Raw genomic sequence first — 19,681 nt, 5'->3', positions numbered from 1 at the left:
GGTTCTTGCCTGTGCCGATGTGTGGCGAGACACTCGCCACTACACCACGCGCGAGAACCGCCATGAAGCCGCTGCCGATCCTGCTCTGCGTCCTGGCCCTTGCCGCCTGCTCTGACAAGCCGCCGCCACCCATAGCCCAACCGTCCCAGGTCACCACCCCATGGGATGCGATGAAAGCGGATGAACAACGCGCCAAAGACGTGCAGAAAGTCGTCGACAAGCAGGCCGAGGAACAGCGCAAGCAGGTCGAGGCACAGACGCAGTAGGAACGCACCGTGTGCGCGATGCTTTCCGGTGGTGACATACCGAAGAGCCCTCGCCCACAGGCCTGCCCCGGACTCGATCCGGGGGTGGTCCTATAGAGTTCGTTGATCGCCGCCTAGTGCAGGCTGCACAGGCAATCGGCATAGATGTTGGGCGTACCTGCCTTCGCGTTGCGCAGCAACTGCAGTTCCGGTGCCAGCGCGGGCAACTGGGCGAACCAGCTCGGCAGGCGGATGCCCCAGGACTGCATCACCTGCACACTGGCGCTTTGGTTGAGGCCGATCAGGAATCGCTCGAAACCACCCAGCGGGGCTTCCTGGTAACGCACTGGATAGTCCTTGCCCAGCTTGGCCACGTTGGCGGCGGCGGCAACCGCATCGCCAAGACCACCCAGCTGGTCGACCAGACCACGATCGAGCGCCTGCTGTCCGGTCCATACGCGACCCTGTGCAATCGCATCGATCGCATCGAAGTTCTTGCCGCGCGCCTTGGCCACGTTGCCGACGAAGTCGCGGTAACCCTTGTTGATGATCGCCTGGATTACCGCGCCGACTTTCGGATCCAGCGGGCGGGTGATGTCGAATGCACCGGCCATCGGCCCGGTGCCGACACCATCGCTCTGGATGCCGAACTTGGCCAGCGTGTTCGGCAACGAGTAATACATGCCGAAGATGCCGATCGAGCCGGTAATGGTATTCGGCTCGGCGAAGATGCTGTTCGCATTCATCGAGATCCAGTAACCGCCACTGGCTGCCACGTCGCCCATCGACACCACCACCGGGATACCGGCTTCGCGGGTCAGCTCCACTTCGCGGCGGATCTGCTCGGCCGCATACACTTCGCCACCAGGGGAATTGACCCGCAACACCAGCGCCTTGGTCTTGCGGTCCTCGCGCGCGGTGCGGATCAGCGCCGCGGTGGATTCGCCACCGATCGAACCAGGCGACTGCTTGCCGCTGGCAATCTCGCCCTCGGCCACCACGATCGCCACACCCGGCGCGAACAGCTTGCCGTCGCTCGGGATACTGGCGACATAACGGGTCAGATCGACCTGGCGGAAAGTGTGGCCCTTGTCGTCAGCGGGCACGCCTTCCTTGCGCATCATCGTGACCAGATCGGCCGTGGTCGCCAGGCCATCGACGAGGTGTTCGTTCAGAGCCAGCTGGGCCAGATCACCCTGGGTGCTGGCGATGGTCTGCGGCAAGTTGTCGATGTCGGCGCGCAGCGCGGCCGGGTCGAGTTTCCGCAGTTTGGCGGTCTCGGTGAGATAACTGTCCCACAACCCACCCATCCAGTAGCTGTCCGCTTCCTTGGCTTCCGGCGAGGCGTGCTCGAGGATGTATGGCTCGGCGGCGCTCTTGAATTCGCCGACGCGGAACAGGTGCACGTCGACACCCAGCTTGTCGAGCAGATCCTTGTAGAAGAGGCGGTAGTTGGCCAACCCGGTAATCATCACGCCACCCTGCGGATCGACCAGCAGGCGGTCAGCATGCGCGGCCAGGTAGTACTGGCCCTGATCCAGGTTGGCGGCCCACGCGATCACCGGCTTGCCCGCGGCGCGGAAGCGGTCCAGCGCCGCGCCCACTTCGCGCAACGCGGCAAAGCCTCCGCCCTGCAGATCACCCGGCAACAGCAGGATGCGGGTGATCCGCTTGTCATTTGCGGCCGCATCGATCGCACGGACGAGGTCACGCAGCTGCACTTGTTTCGGTTCGTCGCCGGACAAGCTTGCCATCGCGCGCTGCAACGGATCGATGCTGTACTGCTCGACCAGCTGGCCTTGCGGCTTGATCACCAGCACGCTGTCGTTCTGCAGCGTGCGCTGCATCCGGCTGCCAGCCATGCCAGCAGTCAACAGCAGCAACAGCATGAACAGCAGGCTGAAAAACACCAGGTTGAGGATGATCAGCCTGACCACGTTTATGCCACGCCCAAACGTGCACAGGAAGACCCAGAAGCCATTGCGGCGAGGCGGCGGGAGCGGTGGTGTCATGCGTGGTTCTTCCAGGGTGATGGTAGCTAGCGTAACCGGTCAGGCCGGTGCCGACATGCTGATGGGCGTACGCCGCCAACGCTGCTTCCACGCACTGCGCCAGAAACGGGTGAACAACATCACCGCCGCCACCGTAAGGCCGGCGATCAGGCCCATCCACATGCCACGCGCACCCAGGCCGTGATGGAATGCCAGCCACCAGCCCACCGGCATGCCGACGATCCAGTACGCGAACAGGGTGATCGCCATCGGCACGCGGGTGTCCTTGAGGCCGCGCAGCGCGCCGTTGGCCGCGACCTGGATGCCATCGGAAAACTGGAACAGGCCGGCCAACATGATCAGCTGCGCCGCCAGCGCGATCACCTTGGGATCATGCGTATACAGCCTGGCGATGAAATACGGCATGCCCAGCATCAGCCCGGCCGACAACAGCTGCGTCAGCAGGGTCAGGCCGATCCCGCAGAAACCGGCGTAGCGCACGCCGCGCTCGTCGCCACGGCCCACGGCATTGCCGACACGCACGGTGATCGCCATCGCCAGCCCGAGCGGGATCATGAAGAACAGCGAGGCGATATTGATCGCCACCTGATGACTGGCGATCACGTCCTCGCCCAACGTGGCAATGATCAACGCGGTCGCCACGAACAGGCCCGCCTCGGCCAGCAGGGTCACCGCCATCGGCAGGCCAATATGCGCCAGTGCACCGATGCGGCGCAGGTTCGGCCATTCAAAATGATCGAACAGACCCAGCCCGCGATAGTTGCGCCGGAAGATCACATAGATGCCGAACGCCAGCATCTCCAGCCACAGCACGATGGCGGTGGCGACGCCGCAGCCGTGCGCACCCTGCGGTGGAATGCCCAGCTTGCCGAACATCAGCACGTAGCCGAGCGGCACCAGCAACACCAGTCCACCCAGGCTGAAGTACATCGAGGGCCGGGTCAGCGACAGTCCTTCGGACAGGCCGCGCAGCGCGAAGTAACAGGTCAGCGCTGGCGCACCCCAGCTGATCGCCTGCAGGAATCTCTGCACGTCGTCGCGCAGGCTCGGCGTCACCCCAATCAGGTCGATCAGCGGCGCCGCATGGCGCACCGCGAACCACAGCACCACGCCCATCCCCAATGCCAGCCACAGCGCCTGACGGAACACTGCACCGACCTCATGGCGGCGCCCCGCACCGTCGAGCTGCGCCACCGACGGCGGTACCGCCATCATCATGCCGATGCCACTGACGATCGCCAGCGACCAGATGCTGGCACCCACCGCCACCGCGCCGAGCACGTGCGCACTGACATGGCCGGCTAGGACGGCATCGATCACATTGCTGCCGATCGCCGCGAGCTGGGCGCAGATCAACGGCAACGCGAGACGCACGGTGGCGCGCATCTCGTGCGCCAGGTGGGCGCGCTCGGGACGGAACGGTTTCATCGACACAGCAGACTCCAGGGCCGGTCATTCTACTCGAGAGCCTGCTCATGGTTTCCAAGTAGCTCGCGTTGAGCCGTGGTGGCCGCCAGGTCAAGCCGCGCGCTGCCGCATGACGGTCACCACGGCTCAACCCCTTGGGGCCGGGATCTGTTTGCGCGCAGGCCGCGTCATCACTCGGTCGTGTACGGACGTACGTTCCCTCGTTCTTCCTTGGCCTGCGCGCAAACAGATCCCGGCGCGGGCCACTTGGAAACCATGAGCAGGCTCTTAGCCATTCGTCACGCTCCGCTCTATGTAGCTCTGTGCGAAGATCGCTCGCTGCACCGAACGGGGATCGCCAATGAAGTCGTTGACCAGCCACGAAGGCCTGCATTGCGCCAATTGCGGCACGCCATTGCAGGGCGAGTTCTGCCACGAGTGCGGCCAGTCGATCCATAGCGTGCTGAAGCCGGTGCACGCGATGGCCGAGGAGACGCTCGAGACCGTGCTGCACATCGACGGCCGCATCGTGCATACGTTGCCGCCGCTGCTGCTCAAGCCCGGCTTCCTCACGCTGGAATTCTTCAGTGGTCGGCGGGTGCGTTACATCGCGCCGTTCCGGCTGATGTTCGTGCTGTGTGTGCTGTCGTTCTTCGTGTTCCACCTGGCGATCGATCAGATCAGCGGCAAGATCGGCACAGGCGGCTTTCCATTGGTGAGCGTAAATGGCAGCGCGATCGAGAATGCCCACAGCCCGGTGCAGGTGCGGAAGGCGCTGCAGAAGCAGCTGGACGGATTGCAGACCGCCCGCGCAACCGGCCTGCTTTCACCGAGCCTGCTGGATCAGACCAGTGTCGCCGCACGTGATCTGCGCCAGAAAGCCAGTCGGCGCCTGCTCGAACTCGGTGCTGCACCGATATCGGCCGCATCCATCGCGGAGCCCCTTCCCAGCGTGACGGTGAAGCCCGCGGACGCCACGGGGGCGACTGCCATCGTGCCGGACGATGTCGGGGGCAAGGCCAGCGGGCAGGAATCGACGCCCGTGCAGATCGCCTGGCTGCCGGACATGGTCAACGCCCGCCTGACCGAGCTTGGCAAACACATCCAGGACAACATGCACGCCCTCAAGCGAGGCGATCCCGTGGCCCGCCAGGAGGCCCAGCAACGGATGATCAGCGGGGCCTTCAGCACCTTGCCACCGACCATGTTCGTGCTGATTCCGGTGTTCGCGATCCTGCTCAAGCTGTTCTACGTATTCCGCCGGCGGCTGTACATGGAGCACCTGATCGTCGCCCTGCACAGCCATGCATTCATGTTCCTCAGCCTGCTGTTGATCACCGTGACAGGCATGCTGTCGACCTGGCTGCGCCCCCATGCCGCCTGGACCGGCTACGCGCTGGGCCTGTTGCAGGGAGCGCTGATGCTGTGGATACCCATCTACCTGCTGATCATGCAGAAACGCATATACCGCCAAGGCTGGCCAATGACCGTGCTGAAATTCTGGTGCATCGGCTGGTGTTATTTCTGGTTGTTGACCATCGCACTGACCGTCGCGGCATTGCTGGGTATGGCTCATTGAGGCCCGCTCCGGGCAGGCCGTACGGTGGGGTTTTGCACAGCGTCATCAGCCTGTCAAGGCGACCGGGGGACATTTGTCAATTGTGTGAATGCCTGCTGATCGAAATTTATAAATAGCTGAAAATCAACATGATTTTTGCCTGACCAAAACTTCGTCAGATTGTCGTGAAAGGCGCCACGACGCGCTTTGGAGCCCCCGCTCCCCTCTGCATCCACAGACTTATCCACAGCTCTTGTGGATAAGCATAAAAACCTCCCGGGGTGAGCTACTTACCCCCGGTTTCTCGATAATCGAAGAGAAAGTGTGCGCAACTCATGCGCAAGGCTTTGCCTGACTGCGCAGCTATCTGTATGCAGGCCCCGCAGGCCGCACAGTTACACTGGCCCGCTCACGAGGTAGCCATGCCCGCCGTCCTTCGCGTTGCCCTGCCAGTTCCCCTGCCGACCCTGTTCGACTACCTGCCGCCCACGGCTGGCGAGGCGCGCGCGGGCTGCCGGGTGCTGGTGCCATTCGGCCGCGGCAAACAGGTCGGCGTGGTGGTGGCGGTCGAGGCCGAAACCGCGGTCAGTGGCAGCCGCCTGAAGCAGGTGATCCGGCTGCTCGACGACACACCGCTGCTCGACCACGAACTGATGCAGTCGCTGGCCTGGGCCGCCGACTACTGGCTCGGTGCACCGGGCGAGGCGTACGCGAATGCATTGCCGCTGGCACTACGCGAAGCGAAGCCGCTGCCGGTACTTGGCGACGAATACTGGTCGCTGAGCAGCACCGGTCTCAGCGCCCACGATGCCGGCAGCCGCCGCGGTGGCAGCAAGGCACTGCTGGCGCAATTGGCCACCGGCTCGATGAGCGCGCAGGAACTGACCGAACGCCTGCCCGGCTGGCGTGAGGCGGCCCGTCGGCTGGCCGGCGCCGGTATGCTCGAACGCAGCGAACGTCCGCCGCTCGACCGCACGTTACCGGCGTCGCTCGCACCGCAACTGAACGACGAGCAGCAACTGGCCGTCAGCACGGTCGGCGCCAGCCTCGGCCAGTACCAGCCGTTCCTGCTCGATGGCGTCACCGGCAGCGGCAAGACCGAGGTTTATCTGGCGTTGATCGAGCAGGTGCTGGCGCGGGGCAAACAGGCGCTGCTGCTGGTGCCGGAAATCGGTCTGGCGCCGCAAACCGTGCGTCGCCTGCGCGAACGGCTGGGCGTGATCGTCGAGGTGCTGCACTCCAACCTGTCCGAAGGCGATCGCGCCCGCGCCTGGCTGCGCGCCCGCAACGGCAGCGCGCGGGTGATCCTGGGTACTCGCTCGGCGGTGTTCACCCCACTGCCGCAAGCCGGCCTGATCATTGTCGACGAGGAACACGACAGTGCCTACAAGCAGCAGGAAGGCTTCCGCTATCACGCGCGCGACCTGGCGCTGGTGCGCGCACGTGCGCTGGGTGTGCCGGTGCTGCTGGGTTCGGGTACACCGTCGCTGGAATCGCTGGCGAACGCCGAGGCCGGCCGCTATCGCACCCTGCATCTGCGCGCCCGCCCCGGGGCGATCCGGCCACCGCAGGTGCAGATCATCGACATGCGCGCGCAACGGCTGGAGCACGGCATGTCGCCGGCACTGCTGACGGCGGTCGCCGACACGCTGGCGCGCGGCGAGCAGGCGCTGGTGTTCCGCAACCGTCGCGGGTACGCGCCGGTGCTGCTATGCCACAGCTGCGGCTGGCATGCGCAGTGCCCACGCTGCGAACGTCCACTGACCCTGCACGCGGGCCGTCGCCAGCTGCTCTGCCATCACTGCGATTACCAGACCCGCATGCCAGCCGCCTGCCCCACCTGCGGTGCCACCGAGCTGAAGCCGCAAGGCCAGGGTACCGAGCGGCTGGAGGAAGCTCTGATCACACAGTTCCCGCAGGTGCCGGTGCTGCGCGTCGACCGTGAGACCACGCGGCGTCGCGACTCGTTCGAGCAGTTGCTGGCTACGCTCAAGGACGATCAACCGGCGATCCTGGTCGGCACCCAGATGCTGGCCAAGGGCCACGACCTGCCCAACCTCACCCTGGTGGCGATCGTGGGTGTCGACGAAGGTCTGCACAGCGTGGATTTCCGCGCCGGCGAGCGGCTGGCCCAGCTGGTGGTGCAGGTGGCCGGCCGCGCCGGACGTGCACAAAAACCGGGACGCGTACTGCTGCAGACGCACCAGCCGCAACATCCGTTGCTGCGCAGTCTGTTGGCGCAAGGTTACGCCGCGGCCGCACGCGAGCTACTGGTGGAACGCCGGCAGATCCAGTTGCCGCCGTACAGCCATCAGGTGTTGTTGCGCGCCGAGGCACCGCTGCGCGAGCACGTCGAGGCTTTTCTCGTCGACGCAAACGCCGCGTTACCCATCAATGACCAGTTGCAGATCGCCGGTCCGATGCCTGCACCGATGCCGCTGCGCGCAGGCCGTTATCGCGGTCAGTTGCTGCTGGAAGCCAGCAGCCGCAGCACGCTGCACGGGATGCTGCGTACATGGCAGCTGGCGCTGGCAGGGTTGCCGTCGGCACGGCGGGTACGCTGGTCGCTGGACGTCGATCCGATCGATCTGTACTGATCGCCGATGAATTATCAGGCCGCGTCGCGCCTCAGCGAGCCAGGTTTCACCAGCCAGCGCACCGCCAGCACGCCCAGCTCATAGAGCAGGCACATCGGGATACCGAGCATCAGCATCGAGGTGATGTCCGGCGGCGTGATCAGCGCGGCAATCGCGAACGCGCCGACGATCGCGTAACGCCGCCCGCTGCGGAGTTTGTCCAGATCCACCACGCCCACCGCGGCGAGTATCACCACCGCCACAGGCACCTCGAAGCACAGCCCGAACGCGAAGAACATCAGCATCACGAAGTCGAGGTACTGGGTGATGTCGGTCATCATCTCCACGCCCTGCGGCGTCACCGCGATGAGGAAGCGGAACGCGGCCGGCAGCACCAGGAAATAGGCAAACGCCGCGCCGGTGTAGAACAGCACGAGCGCGGCTGCCAGCAGCGGCCGGGCCAGGCGCTTTTCGTGCTTGTACAGGCCCGGGCTGACGAACGCCCACAGCTGGTACAGGATCACCGGCATGCTGATGAACAGCGAGGCATAGAAGGCCAGCTTCAGCGGCGTGATGAACGGACTGGTCACGCCGGTGGCGATCAAGTGCGCCCCTTGCGGCAGGCGCGCCACCAGCGGCGCGGCCAGTTCGCTGTATAGGCGATTGGCAAACGGCACCAGCGCCACCAGTACCAAGACCAGCGCCGCCGCCGACTTGAGCAGACGCGTGCGCAATTCCAGCAGATGCGAGAACAGTCCCTGCTGCAAGTCCTCGGCGATCGACGGCTCGGATTCAGGCGTCGCCATGCGAGGCCTCCCGGGTGTGCGGGGTGGCTGATGGTTCGCCCAGTGGCAATTCCGCCTGCATCTGGCCGGCCCGCTCGTCAAGGGTGATGTCGTGAGCCACCTCAGCCGATAAAGCCGCTGGCAACTCGGCCTTGACCATCACGTCCTTGCTCGACACGTCCTTGATCATCGCCGCGGCATCGGCAAGCGGCTCATGTGCCTGTTGCAGCGTGTCCTTCATCGCATTCTGCGCGGCCTCCGCCTGAGCCGCCGCCTCACGCGCGGTGCGCTTGATTTCCTCGATCTCCAGTTCGCGCTCGACCTCGGCACGCACGTTGTCCCAGCCGCTGCGTACACGCCGCAGCAGCGCACCAGCGGTACGCGCGGCGCCAGGCAGCTTCTCGGGACCGAGCACGATCAACGCGATCAGGGCGAGCAGCACCATTTTGCCGAGACTGATCTCGATCATTGCCGCGCTCCGCCCGCCGCGCGCTTACTTGGTTTCGCTGGAGTCGCGCTGACTCTGCGTGGTGCTGCCGGCGGCCGGCGGCGGGTCGGCGCGCAGCTGTTCGGCAGCCTTGCGCGCAGCTTCCTCTTCCTTCTGCTTCGCCTCGTCGTCACCGCTGAGGCCTTTCTTGAAGTCACGAATCGCCGCGCCGAGATCCGGCCCGAGGTTGCGGATCTTCTTGGTGCCGAAAATCAGCAATACGACCACCAGGAGGATCAGCCAATGCCAGATACTGTCAAAACCCATAGTCAACCTCGAGGCGGATTCCAGCCAAGTCGTCCAGGCGCGATTCGCGCCGGCACTTCGCAATCATTGACGCGAAGTGTACTCCTCAAGCCGGTCGCGGAAATCGACCACCGGCCCCGGCACGTTGCTGACGCCCCCCTCGAAGATGCGCCGCGGTGTAATACCGGCGCCATAAACGGCTTCATTCGCGTCGTAGTCGATGCGCAGGGCCGCGCCATCGATCGCCACGCCGGCAAACAGGCCGCGGGAACGTGAATAGGAGTAGATCTCCGCCTTCATCTGTTCGTCGGTGGAGGCGCTGGTGGTGCGCCCGACCGGGCCGGCCGCCGCCGAAGCATCGGCACCGAGCGTGAACTTGCCGCGCACGATCGAATCGACACCGCGCTGGGTGCGGAATACCAGGATCACGTCGGTCGACGACACACCAACCTGGAAGCCCACGCTACCGCCGGTCATGCTGATGAAGCTGGGATTGGACCAGGTACCGTCCGGCCCCTTCACCGAAATCAGGCCTTCACCGCGGCGGCCGCCGAAGACGAAGCCCACTTTGAGCATGTCCGGAATCACCGCGATCGCCCGGGCATCACGCAGCAGATCCTGCGGAATCGCCTTGTCCGGCGCCTGCATGATGTCGTTGAGCACGCGCACGGCGTTCTGCGCACGCACCAGCGGCGGATCTTCGGCATGTGCGGCCATGGCCGGCAGCAACAGGGCGAGGCCAATCAACAGCAGACGATGCAGTGGTGTCTTGAACATGGGCGGCTCCACTTGGGCGGGGATGGGGGCAGCGCGCCGCAGCGCGCCAAGGCTTGTGGCAGACTCCACGACTGATTCAGCCATGACTGCCACGATGCCACGCAGCAATCACTATACCGGCGTTGCCAGCCATTCCGACGCGTCGGGCGTTCAGTCCGTTCAGGCTGGCGTGCTGCTGGTCAACCTGGGTACACCGACCGCGCCCACCGCAAAAGCGGTGCGCCCTTATTTGGCTGAATTCCTCGGCGACGCGCGCGTGATCGACTACCCGCGCTGGCTATGGTGGCTGATCCTGCATGGCGTGATCCTGCGCGTACGACCAGCACGTTCGGCGCATGCCTACGCCAAGATCTGGACCGCGCAGGGTTCGCCGTTGCGTTTCGGCAGCGAGGCACTCGCCGCCGGCCTGCAGGCCGAACTGGACCGGCAGCAGCCGGGCACGCTGCGCGTGGCACTGGCGATGCGTTACGGCGAGCCATCAGTGGCGCACACGATCGAACAGTTGCAATGCGAAGGCGTGCGCCGACTGCTGGTCCTGCCGCTGTATCCGCAGTATTCGGCCACCTCCACCGGCTCGGTGATCGATGCCGTCGCCGATGTCTTCAAGACGCTGCGCTGGCCACCGGAACTGCGCTTCGTCAACGACTACCACGACGATCCCAGGCATATCGACGCGCTGGCGACCAGCATCGAGCGCTGGTGGGCGACGCATGGCCGCGGCGACAAATTGCTGCTGTCGTTCCATGGCATTCCCGAGCGTTATGTGCGGCTGGGTGATCCGTATTTCGACCAGTGCCAGACCACCGCGCGACTGTTGCGCGAACGGCTGCGCATAAGTGCCGATGACATGATTCTGAGCTTCCAGTCGCGCGTAGGTCGCGAGCAGTGGCTGCAACCCTACACCGACGCTACCGTGCGCCAGCTCGCTGCCGTTGGCGTGAAGAAACTCGACGTGGCCTGCCCCGGTTTCGCCGTGGATTGCCTGGAGACGCTGGAGGAGATCGCGATGCAGAACCGCGATTTCTTCCTTGCTGCCGGCGGCGAAACGCTGCGCTATATCCCTGCGCTCAACGACAGTGCCGAACAGGTGCGCAGTCTCGCCGCATTGGTACGACGGCATGTTCGTGGCTGGCCGGAATCCATCGCGTGAGCACACCCAGTGAGCGCCGCATCGCGCTGCCGCACCTGAGCCTGAGCGCGCAGGTCTGGGGCAGCGAAGCACTGCCGCCGCTGCTGGCCCTGCACGGCTGGCTGGACAATGCCGGCAGCTTCGCATTGCTGGCACCGCTGCTGGCGGCCCGCTTTCGGGTAATCGCGCTGGAGCTGCCCGGCCACGGCCATTCCGATCACGTGGCCGCCGGCGCCAGCTATCGCTATCTCGACTACGTGCAGGCGGTACTCGCCGCCGCCGATGCCCTGCAATTGAAGCGTTACAGCCTGCTCGGTCACTCGCTGGGTGCAGGGATTGCCGCGCTGGTGGCCGCCACCGCGCCGCAACGGATCGAGCGCCTGTGGCTGATCGAAGGCCTCGGCCCGCTCGGCGATGACGGCTCGCATACGCTGCAACGCTTCCGTGACGCGTTCGCACCGCGTGGCGACAACGCGAAGCCGTTGCGCGTCTTCCACAGCATCGCGCAGGCGGCCAGCGCGCGCAGCATGGTCAGCGGGCTACCGACCGAGCTGGCACAACCGATCGTCGAACGCGGGCTGATCGAAGCCGACGGCGGCTGGCGCTGGCGCAGCGATCCCCGGCTGACCCGACCCAGCCCCGTGCGGCTGGCCGAGTCGCAGATCCACGATCTGCTCCGCGGCATCGAAGCCCCTACCGCGCTGCTGCTGGCTCGCCCTGTCACCTCCTACCTGCCGGGGGCGCCAATGCAGGCGCGCGCTGACTGCGTGCCGAACATCACCGTCAGCCACATGGCTGGTGGTCATCACCTGCATCTCGAACACCCCGAAGCAGTCGCTACCTGGATCAACACGGCGACCTAACGCAGCCTCCGCACATGTAGCGGCAGCGCCGTTCGGCTATCGTGCATCTCCCATCGCCTCGCCTCGCCCCATGGATCAGCCACCCACCCTCGCCGCTCCGCGCCACCGCGCCGCCCTCAACTTCATCTTTGTCACCGTGATGCTGGACATGCTGGCGTTCGGCATCATCATCCCAGTGCTGCCGCATCTGATCGTGCAGCTGATTGGCGGCAGCATCTCGCAAGCCGCGGTGTGGGCCGGCGCGTTTGTCACGCTGTTCATGCTCATGCAGTTCGTGTTCTCGCCCGTGCAGGGCGCGCTGTCGGACCGCTACGGCCGACGCACGGTGATCCTGATTTCCAGCTTCGGCCTCGGCGTCGACTTCATCGTGATGGCGCTGGCGCCGGTGCTGTGGCTGCTGTTCGTCGGCCGCGCGGTGTCCGGCATCTGCGCGGCCAGCTTCTCCACCGCGAATGCGTATATCGCCGACATCGTGCCGAAGGAGAAGCGCGCCGCGGCGTTCGGCACGCTCGGTGCCGCGTTCGGCATCGGCTTCATCGTGGGTCCGGCGCTGGGCGGCTTCCTCGGCCACCTGCATATCCGCTTGCCGTTCTGGGTGGCGGCCGGCCTGTCGCTGATCAACTTTGGCTACGGCTATTTCGTGCTGCCCGAATCGCTGCCGAAGGAACGCCGCAGTGCGCGCTTCGACTGGCGCCATGCCAATCCGTTCGGCGCCGTGGTGCTGCTGCGCCGCTATCCGCAGGTGTTCGGGCTGGCGACGGTGTTCTTCCTGATCAACCTGGCGCAGTTCTCGCTGAACTCCACCTACGTGCTGTACACCGATTACCGCTATGGCTGGGGACCGCAAGCCGTCGGCTATACGCTGGGTCTGGTCGGCCTGTGCAGCGGGCTGGTGCAGGCGGTGCTGGTGCGCCGGCTGATGCCGAAACTGGGCGAGCGACGGATGATCCTGGCCGGGCTCGCGCTGTGTATCGTCGGTTATGTGTTCTTTGGCTTTGCGTCGCTACCGTGGGTATTCCTGCTCGGCATTCCGTTCCTCAGTCTCGGTGGACTGGCCGGACCGCCGGCGCAGGCGATGATGACGCATCAGGTCGACCCGCATGAGCAAGGCCGTCTGCAGGGTGCGCTGACCAGCCTGGCCAGCCTCGCCGGTATCTTCGGCCCGGCGCTGTTCTCCAATCTGTTCGCGCTATTCATCAGTGACCACGCGCCGGTGCAGCATCTGCCGGGCGCGGCCTTCGTGCTGGCCGCGGCGCTGCTGCTGACTGCGGGTTTGATTGCCATAAAGGTGACCCGTCACGTGCCAGCATCCGCCCCCTTGGCAGCAGACGAGATCGTCCCCACCCTGCCATTCAACGAGTTTTCGTCCGAACCGCTTCCCCACGTCCCACCGGAGCAATCCCCATGACACTGTCCATGTATCAGGCTGCCGTCCCCGTCTTCATCCGTGCGCTCGGCAATCTCAAGCACGTGCTGCAGAAGGGCGCGGAACACGCGAAGACAAAGAACGTCAGCGACGAAGTGCTGCTGCAGACCCGGCTGATCCCCGACATGCTGCCGCTGGTCAAGCAGGTGCAGATCGCCTGTGATATGGCGACGCGCGGCAGCGCCCGCCTGGCCGGGGTCGAGCCGAAGTCGTTCGAGGACAACGAGACCACGCTGGAGCAGCTCTACGCGCGCATCGACAGCGCGATCGAATACATCAAGACGTTCAAGCCCGAGCAGATCGACGGCAGCGAGGGCCGCACGATCGTCCTCAAGATGCGCAGCGGCGAGATGACGTTTGAAGGCCAGGCCTACCTGCTGGGCTTCGCTCTTCCGAACGTGTTTTTCCATTGCACCACCGCGTACAACATCCTGCGTGAGGCGGGCACCGAGATCGGCAAGAACGATTTCATCGGTCAGGCCTGATTCGAACAGGCGCTCCGACGCATGGCGCCACGGCTACGGCCGTGGCGCCAGCTCCAACCATCACGCCAACGCGATATCTGCGAAAATCCTGCAGCTGATTTCAGTTTCCGGATTCCCAGACCCATGTTGCGACTGACCGACCTCAAGCTGCCGCTCGATCACACCGAGGCCGCGCTGACCGCCGCGATCCTCAAGCGGCTGGATATCGAGGCCGCAGCGCTGACCCGCTACACCGTCGCCCGGCGTGGTTACGACGCGCGCAAACGTGGCGCGATCGCACTGATCTACGCACTGGACATCGAGACGCCGCGAGAAGCGGAACTGCTGCGACGCTACGCCGACGACCAGCATGTCCAGCCCACACCGGACACCAATTACCACGTTGTCGCCCAGGCACCAGCCCAGCTGGAACACCGCCCGCTGGTGATCGGCTTCGGCCCCTGCGGTCTGTTCGCCGGGTTGATCCTGGCGCAGATGGGTTTCCGTCCGATCATCCTCGATCGCGGCAAGGAAGTGCGCGAGCGCACCAAGGACACCTGGGACCTGTGGCGCAAGCGCAACCTGCACCCGGAATCCAACGTGCAGTTCGGCGAAGGCGGTGCCGGTACGTTCTCCGACGGCAAGCTGCACAGCCAGATCCGCGATCCGCTGCATCATGGCCGCAAGGTGCTCACCGAGTTCGTCAAGGCCGGCGCGCCGGAGGAGATCCTCTACGTCAGCAAGCCGCATATCGGCACGTTCCGACTGGTGACGATGGTGGAGAACATGCGCGCCACGATCGAAGCACTGGGTGGCGAGATCCGTTTCAGCCAGCGCGTCGACGACTTGCTGCTTGAGCCCAGCGTGGACGGCCAGCAGCAGATCCGTGGCGTGACCCTGGCCAATGGCGAGCAGATCCGTACCGACCATGTGGTGCTGGCAGTCGGCCACAGCGCGCGCGACACCTTCGAGATGCTGCACGCACGCGGTGTCTATCTGGAAGCCAAGCCCTTCTCGATCGGTTTCCGCATCGAGCATCCGCAATCGGTCATCGACCATGCCCGCTTCGGCCCGCAGGCCGGCCATCCGATCCTCGGTGCCGCCGACTACAAACTGGTGCACCACTGCAAGGGCAATCACGAGGGCAACGGTCGTTCGGTCTACAGCTTCTGCATGTGCCCGGGCGGTACCGTGGTCGCCGCCGCCTCCGAACCCGGCCGCGTGGTTACCAATGGCATGAGCCAGTACTCACGCAATGAGCGCAATGCGAATGCGGCGGTGGTGGTCGGCATCGAGCCATCCGACTTTGCGCCATTCGACAACCGGCTCGAGAACGGCCAGCTCGACCCGCTCGCCGGCATCGCGCTGCAACGCGAACTGGAAAGCCGCGCCTACATCCTGGGCGGCGAAAACTACAGCGCGCCGGGCCAGCTGGTCGGCGACTTCCTCGCCGGCCGCGCCTCGCATGAATTCGGTGACGTGCAGCCGTCTTACAAGCCAGGCGTGACTCTGGGCAAGCTCGACAGCGCGCTGCCCGGTTATGCGATCGCCGCGATCCGCGAGGCGTTGCCCGCATTCGAGCGCCAGATCCGTGGCTATGCGATGCACGACGCGATCCTCACCGGCGTCGAGACACGCACCTCCTCGCCAGTGCGAGTCAAACGCGACGACAGCCTGCAAAGCCTCAACACCCGCGGCCTCTATCCCGCCGGCGAAGGTGCCGGCTATGCCGGCGGCATCCTGTCCGCGGCCGTCGATGGGATCAAGATCGCCGAGGCGGTGGCTTTGAGCATCACGACGCTGTCGAGAAATTGAGATTGATTGCATCACCTGGCGACCCTATCTAGAGCAGATCTGCAGTCCAACCGGCCTGCGACATACCTATCCCTTGAAGGTGCCCCGATGTCCACGCAAGCCACCCCCGTTCCGGTCCGTATCGATTTCGTCTCGGATGTCTCGTGCCCGTGGTGTGCGATCGGGCTCGCCTCACTGCAGCAGGCGCTGACGAAGCTGGATGGCGAGGTCGCTGCGGAAATCCACTTTCAGCCGTTCGAGCTGAATCCGCAGATGGTGCCGGAAGGCGAGGATTCCACCGAGCATCTGGTACACAAATACGGCAGCACACCCGAACAGATCGATGCCAACCGCGAAGCGATCCGCGCGCGTGGCGAGTCGCTCGGCTTCACGTTCCGGATGGACCGGCGCAGCCGCGTCTACAACACTTTCGATGCACATCGGCTGCTGCACTGGGCGGAACTGGAAGGTCGTGACCTCGCGCTGAAGCAGGTACTTCTGCGCGCCTACTTCACTGATGGCGAGGACGTCAGCGCGCATGACACGCTGGCGCGACTGGCCGGCGAGGCTGGCCTGGATACCCAGCGTGCGCAGCAAATTCTTGCCAGTGATACCTATGCCGACGATGTACGTACACAGGAGCAGTTCTTCCAGAGTCGTGGCATCCACTCGGTGCCGGCAACCATCATCAACGGCCAACACCTGATTTCCGGTGGCCAGCCGCCTGAGGCATTCGAGCAAGCATTGCGGCAGATCGCGGCGGCAGCGCCACACTGACTAGCCCATCGGCTCACTCGCTATCGGTGTGGGCTTCCAGCCATTGTCCGATCGGTGCCGGGTAGCCCAGCAGATAGCCTTGCCCCATCTCGCAACCCATCGCCAGCAGGACATCGCGCTGGGTTTCGGTCTCGATGCCTTCGGCGATCACCTGGATGTTCAACGCCCGCGCCAGCGCAAGGATCGCCGCCACTACGGTGGTGCTGCTGCTGTTCTGATCCTTGTCCAGCTCGTGCACGAATGCGCGGTCGATTTTCAGCATGCGCAACGGCAGCGAGTGCAGGTAGCTCAGTGACGAGTAGCCGGTGCCGAAATCGTCCAGCGCGGCGCCCACGCCAGCCATGCGCAACCGGTCGAGCGTGGCGCGTACGCGCTCGGGATTGTCCAGCAGCGCGCCTTCAGTGACTTCGAAGATCAGGCGCGTGGGCGGCAGGCCGGTGCGTTCGAGAAGCTGGATCAGCCGTACGTCGAAATCCGCATGACGCAGGTGCAATGCAGACACATTCAAGGTCATGAAGGTGTCGTCCCGACCGTGCCGCACCAGCTGGCGGCAGCTGAGTTCGAACATGCGCCAGTCGATCGTCTCGATCAGCCCGCTGTCTTCGGCAATCTTCATGAAATCCGCTGGCCTGAGCAGCCCTTGCGACGGATGGTTCCAGCGGATCAGTGCTTCGTAACCCACTGCCTCGCCACCATCGAGCCGGCAGATCGGCTGGAAGTACGGTTCGAACTGATCATGCTGCAGTGCCTGGCGCAGCTCGACCTCCAGCGCCAGCACGTCGACCACGTTCTTCGCCAGCGTCTCGTCGAACATCTCGAAGCGCTTGCGCCCGAGTTCCTTGGCCCGGTACAGCGCGATATCGGCATCGCGCAGCAACTCGTCGGCGGCCAGGTAATGAGCGTAGCCGATCGCGATACCCACGCTGGCAGTTGGCTGCAGTTCCTTGCCGGCGACCAGCATCGGCGCCCCGAGCGCGTCCAGCACTCGCTGCGCCACGGTCATGGCCACCGACGGGATCTCCACCTCTTCCAGCAGGATCGCGAACTCGTCACCGGCCAACCGTGCCACCAGATCGGGATGACGCACGCAACTAGCCAGGCGCATCGCGACCTCTTTCAGCACCTCGTCTCCGGCCAGGTGCCCCAGGCTGTCGTTGATGATCTTGAAGCGGTCGACATCCAGGTACAGCAAAGCGCAACGGCGCAACGGCTCGTGTCGGATGCTGTTCAAAACGCGGTCGATGCGATCGCGCAGGTAGCCGCGATTGGGCAGCCCGGTCAGCGAATCGTGCATCACCTGATGCCTGAGTTGATCCTGGATGCGTTCGCGTTCGTTGATTTCCTTGCGCAATGCCAACGTACGCTCTTCCACCCGGTGCTCGAGCTGTTCATAGGCGCGCCGCAGCGACTCGGCGGAACGACGACGGACCAGGCTGTTGGCGACCTGCGAGGCCACGAAGCTGAGCAGTTCCTGGTCCGCCGGCCCGTAGACGATCAGGGGACTGTAGCTCTGCACCGTCACCAGACCGATCACCTCGTCGCCGACGATCAACGGCACGCCCAGCCAGGACATCGCTGGCGCGCCAGAACGCCCCGATGCCACCTCGCCCTGGCGCACGAGTTCCTCGATGTCCGCGTTGTCGGCCCACAGGGCGGTACCACAACGCAGTACGTATTCGCTCAGACCACGCGCCAGCGGCCGCTCTTCGGGCGGCGCCATGACTTCATCCACCGAGTAGGGAAATGTCAAACGCTGACCGTCATCGGAAAGCAGGGCAATGAAGAAGTTTTCCGCATTCAGCAACTCGCCGACCGCGGCATGCACGCGCCGATAGAACTCGCTCTGATCGATATCTGCGGTGGCCAGCTCGGCGATCTGGAACAAGGCTACCTGCAGATGTTCGGCGCGCTGCCGCTCGATGATTTCCAGCTGCAGGCCGCGATTCGCCTCGGCCAGTTCAAGGGTACGCAAATGTACCCGCTGTTCCAGATCATCCTTGGTCTGCTTGCGTTCCACTGCGGTGAGGATATGGCTGCCTACAAATTGCAGCAGAGTCAGATCCTCGTCCGAAAAACCGATGTCCTGGCGATAGCTTTGCACCACCAGCGCACCGCGTGGCCGGCCATCACGCAACATCGGCACGCCCAGCCAGTCGTAACTGTCCGACCCGATCAGCGCGACCGGCCCGGATACCTGGGCCAGCAATTCCTCGGTGTCACCCATGCGCGCGCTGCCATCGCGGATCACGTACCAGGTCAACGTGTTTTCGATCGTGCTCAGCGGCAGATCCTGGCCCACTTCGAACACGGCGGGTGACTCGACATCGACGAAATACAGAAAGCGGATCGTGTCCTGCTCGGCGTTATACAGCACGATGAAAAAATTTTCCGCGTACATCAGCGTGCTGACGATGGCATGGATACCGCGCAGCATGTCCGGCATGTCGCGCTCGGAACCGGCCAGGTCGGAGATCGCGAACAGGGCGCGCTGTAGCGCCTCGGAACGTTCCAGCTGCCGATGCGAGTGCTGCAGGTCGGACCACTCCAGCGCCCGGCGCAGATGCTGGCCGGCAAGCTGCAGTGCCGCGACCAGTTCATCGAGAAAACTGGTGGCATCGTGCCCCGGCCACAGCGTGAGCAACAGTAGTGCCGGTTCGGGTTGCTGGCACAGGCGAATCGCGATGCGATGCTGGTCCGGATTCCAGCAGGGCTGCCCGGACTGGCTTGCGTCGAGCAGCCACGACCAGTCGGCAGGATCCATGCGGGTCGGCGGAACACTGTGATGGCTGGCCGGCTGATCCAGCCCCCACAACACGCAGGCAGCCTTGCAGCCCGATCCAGCCTGCGCCAGACCCGCAATCACCCTGGCCACTTCGTCGGGTGTGTGGGCCGCCGTGAGGCGAGCCAGCCATGTCAGCTGCAATGAGCCGTCGGACAACGTCGACTCAACAGCATCCGCGTGCTTCATCTATAGAGCTCCCCCAAGCCCGGGCCTCCCAGCGCCGAGTGATCAGCATACCCTTTCAATCCGCGCGACAAGGCTGACGCCAGCCTAGGCATGAGCCTGCCTCCATGCGGCCGGGTACGCAATACCGATAAACTGTCCTATTGCATTCGGCACTAATGGGTCCGGCG

Annotated in this window: 16 protein-coding genes; 9 read left to right on the top strand and 7 right to left on the bottom strand. The window is 64.7% G+C overall.

Annotated elements, in window-relative coordinates:
* Positions 1-62: 62 nt before the first annotated feature.
* Positions 63-266, top strand: a complete 204-nt coding sequence (locus tag GSQ75_RS17000; protein ID WP_158756064.1) for a hypothetical protein — start codon at positions 63-65, stop codon at positions 264-266.
* Between the two features lie 113 nt (positions 267-379).
* Here the strand turns inward: GSQ75_RS17000 and sppA are convergent, their stop codons facing one another.
* Together sppA and GSQ75_RS16990 are read right to left on the bottom strand one after the other, a co-directional pair.
* Positions 380-2,257, bottom strand: coding sequence for a signal peptide peptidase SppA (gene sppA / locus GSQ75_RS16995; protein ID WP_158756063.1), 1,878 nt, complete (start codon positions 2,255-2,257; stop codon positions 380-382).
* Between the two features lie 39 nt (positions 2,258-2,296).
* Positions 2,297-3,685, bottom strand: a complete 1,389-nt coding sequence (locus tag GSQ75_RS16990; RefSeq protein ID WP_158756062.1) for an MATE family efflux transporter — start codon at positions 3,683-3,685, stop codon at positions 2,297-2,299.
* Positions 3,686-4,025: 340 nt separating this feature from the next.
* On the opposite strand from GSQ75_RS16990, the gene GSQ75_RS16985 reads away from it, so the two are divergent.
* Together GSQ75_RS16985 and GSQ75_RS16980 are read left to right on the top strand one after the other, a co-directional pair.
* Positions 4,026-5,243 (top strand): DUF3667 domain-containing protein, encoded by a 1,218-nt coding sequence (locus tag GSQ75_RS16985; protein ID WP_158756061.1) that lies wholly within the window; start codon positions 4,026-4,028, stop codon positions 5,241-5,243.
* 401 nt (positions 5,244-5,644) lie between these two features.
* Positions 5,645-7,819, top strand: a complete 2,175-nt coding sequence (locus GSQ75_RS16980; RefSeq protein WP_158756060.1) for a primosomal protein N' — start codon at positions 5,645-5,647, stop codon at positions 7,817-7,819.
* A gap of 14 nt (positions 7,820-7,833) precedes the next feature.
* Here the strand turns inward: GSQ75_RS16980 and tatC are convergent, their stop codons facing one another.
* The 4 genes from tatC to GSQ75_RS16960 form a co-directional block, all read right to left on the bottom strand.
* Positions 7,834-8,604, bottom strand: coding sequence for a twin-arginine translocase subunit TatC (tatC, locus tag GSQ75_RS16975; RefSeq protein WP_158756059.1), 771 nt, complete (start codon positions 8,602-8,604; stop codon positions 7,834-7,836).
* Complete coding sequence (tatB, locus tag GSQ75_RS16970; RefSeq protein ID WP_158756058.1) at positions 8,591-9,052, bottom strand: Sec-independent protein translocase protein TatB; 462 nt, start codon at positions 9,050-9,052, stop codon at positions 8,591-8,593. The genes tatC and tatB overlap by 14 nt, the downstream gene beginning before the upstream one ends.
* A 24-nt stretch (positions 9,053-9,076) precedes the next feature.
* Positions 9,077-9,337, bottom strand: coding sequence for a Sec-independent protein translocase subunit TatA (gene tatA, locus GSQ75_RS16965; RefSeq protein WP_158756057.1), 261 nt, complete (start codon positions 9,335-9,337; stop codon positions 9,077-9,079).
* Positions 9,338-9,400: 63 nt separating this feature from the next.
* Entirely contained in the window at positions 9,401-10,093 is a 693-nt protein-coding gene (locus GSQ75_RS16960; protein ID WP_158756056.1) for a lipid-binding SYLF domain-containing protein, read from the bottom strand.
* 94 nt (positions 10,094-10,187) lie between these two features.
* On the opposite strand from GSQ75_RS16960, the gene hemH reads away from it, so the two are divergent.
* The 6 genes from hemH to GSQ75_RS16930 all read left to right on the top strand — a co-directional run bounded on the left by hemH (position 10,188) and on the right by GSQ75_RS16930 (position 16,546).
* A complete protein-coding gene (gene hemH / locus GSQ75_RS16955) occupies positions 10,188-11,243 on the top strand; it encodes a ferrochelatase (protein WP_158756176.1) in 1,056 nt (351 codons plus the stop codon).
* Positions 11,240-12,085 (top strand): alpha/beta hydrolase, encoded by an 846-nt coding sequence (locus GSQ75_RS16950; protein WP_158756055.1) that lies wholly within the window; start codon positions 11,240-11,242, stop codon positions 12,083-12,085. The genes hemH and GSQ75_RS16950 overlap by 4 nt, the downstream gene beginning before the upstream one ends.
* Before the next feature lie 70 nt (positions 12,086-12,155).
* Positions 12,156-13,493 (top strand): TCR/Tet family MFS transporter, encoded by a 1,338-nt coding sequence (locus tag GSQ75_RS16945; RefSeq protein ID WP_158756054.1) that lies wholly within the window; start codon positions 12,156-12,158, stop codon positions 13,491-13,493.
* A complete protein-coding gene (locus GSQ75_RS16940) occupies positions 13,490-13,996 on the top strand; it encodes a DUF1993 domain-containing protein (protein ID WP_158756053.1) in 507 nt (168 codons plus the stop codon). Before GSQ75_RS16945 ends, GSQ75_RS16940 begins: the two co-directional genes overlap by 4 nt.
* Positions 13,997-14,119: 123 nt before the next feature.
* Positions 14,120-15,790, top strand: a complete 1,671-nt coding sequence (locus GSQ75_RS16935) for an NAD(P)/FAD-dependent oxidoreductase (protein ID WP_158756052.1) — start codon at positions 14,120-14,122, stop codon at positions 15,788-15,790.
* Between the two features lie 87 nt (positions 15,791-15,877).
* Positions 15,878-16,546, top strand: coding sequence for a DsbA family oxidoreductase (locus tag GSQ75_RS16930; RefSeq protein ID WP_158756051.1), 669 nt, complete (start codon positions 15,878-15,880; stop codon positions 16,544-16,546).
* Between the two features lie 13 nt (positions 16,547-16,559).
* On the opposite strand, the gene GSQ75_RS16925 is transcribed toward GSQ75_RS16930, so the two are convergent.
* Positions 16,560-19,514 (bottom strand): GGDEF domain-containing protein, encoded by a 2,955-nt coding sequence (locus GSQ75_RS16925; RefSeq protein WP_158756050.1) that lies wholly within the window; start codon positions 19,512-19,514, stop codon positions 16,560-16,562.
* Positions 19,515-19,681: the final 167 nt, after the last annotated feature.

The sequence above is a fragment of the Dyella sp. S184 genome, assembly GCF_009766065.1.
Taxonomy (GTDB): domain Bacteria; phylum Pseudomonadota; class Gammaproteobacteria; order Xanthomonadales; family Rhodanobacteraceae; genus Rhodanobacter.
The sequence above is the reverse complement of the archived record's forward strand: the minus strand, read 5'-3'. Positions and strand labels throughout refer to the sequence as shown.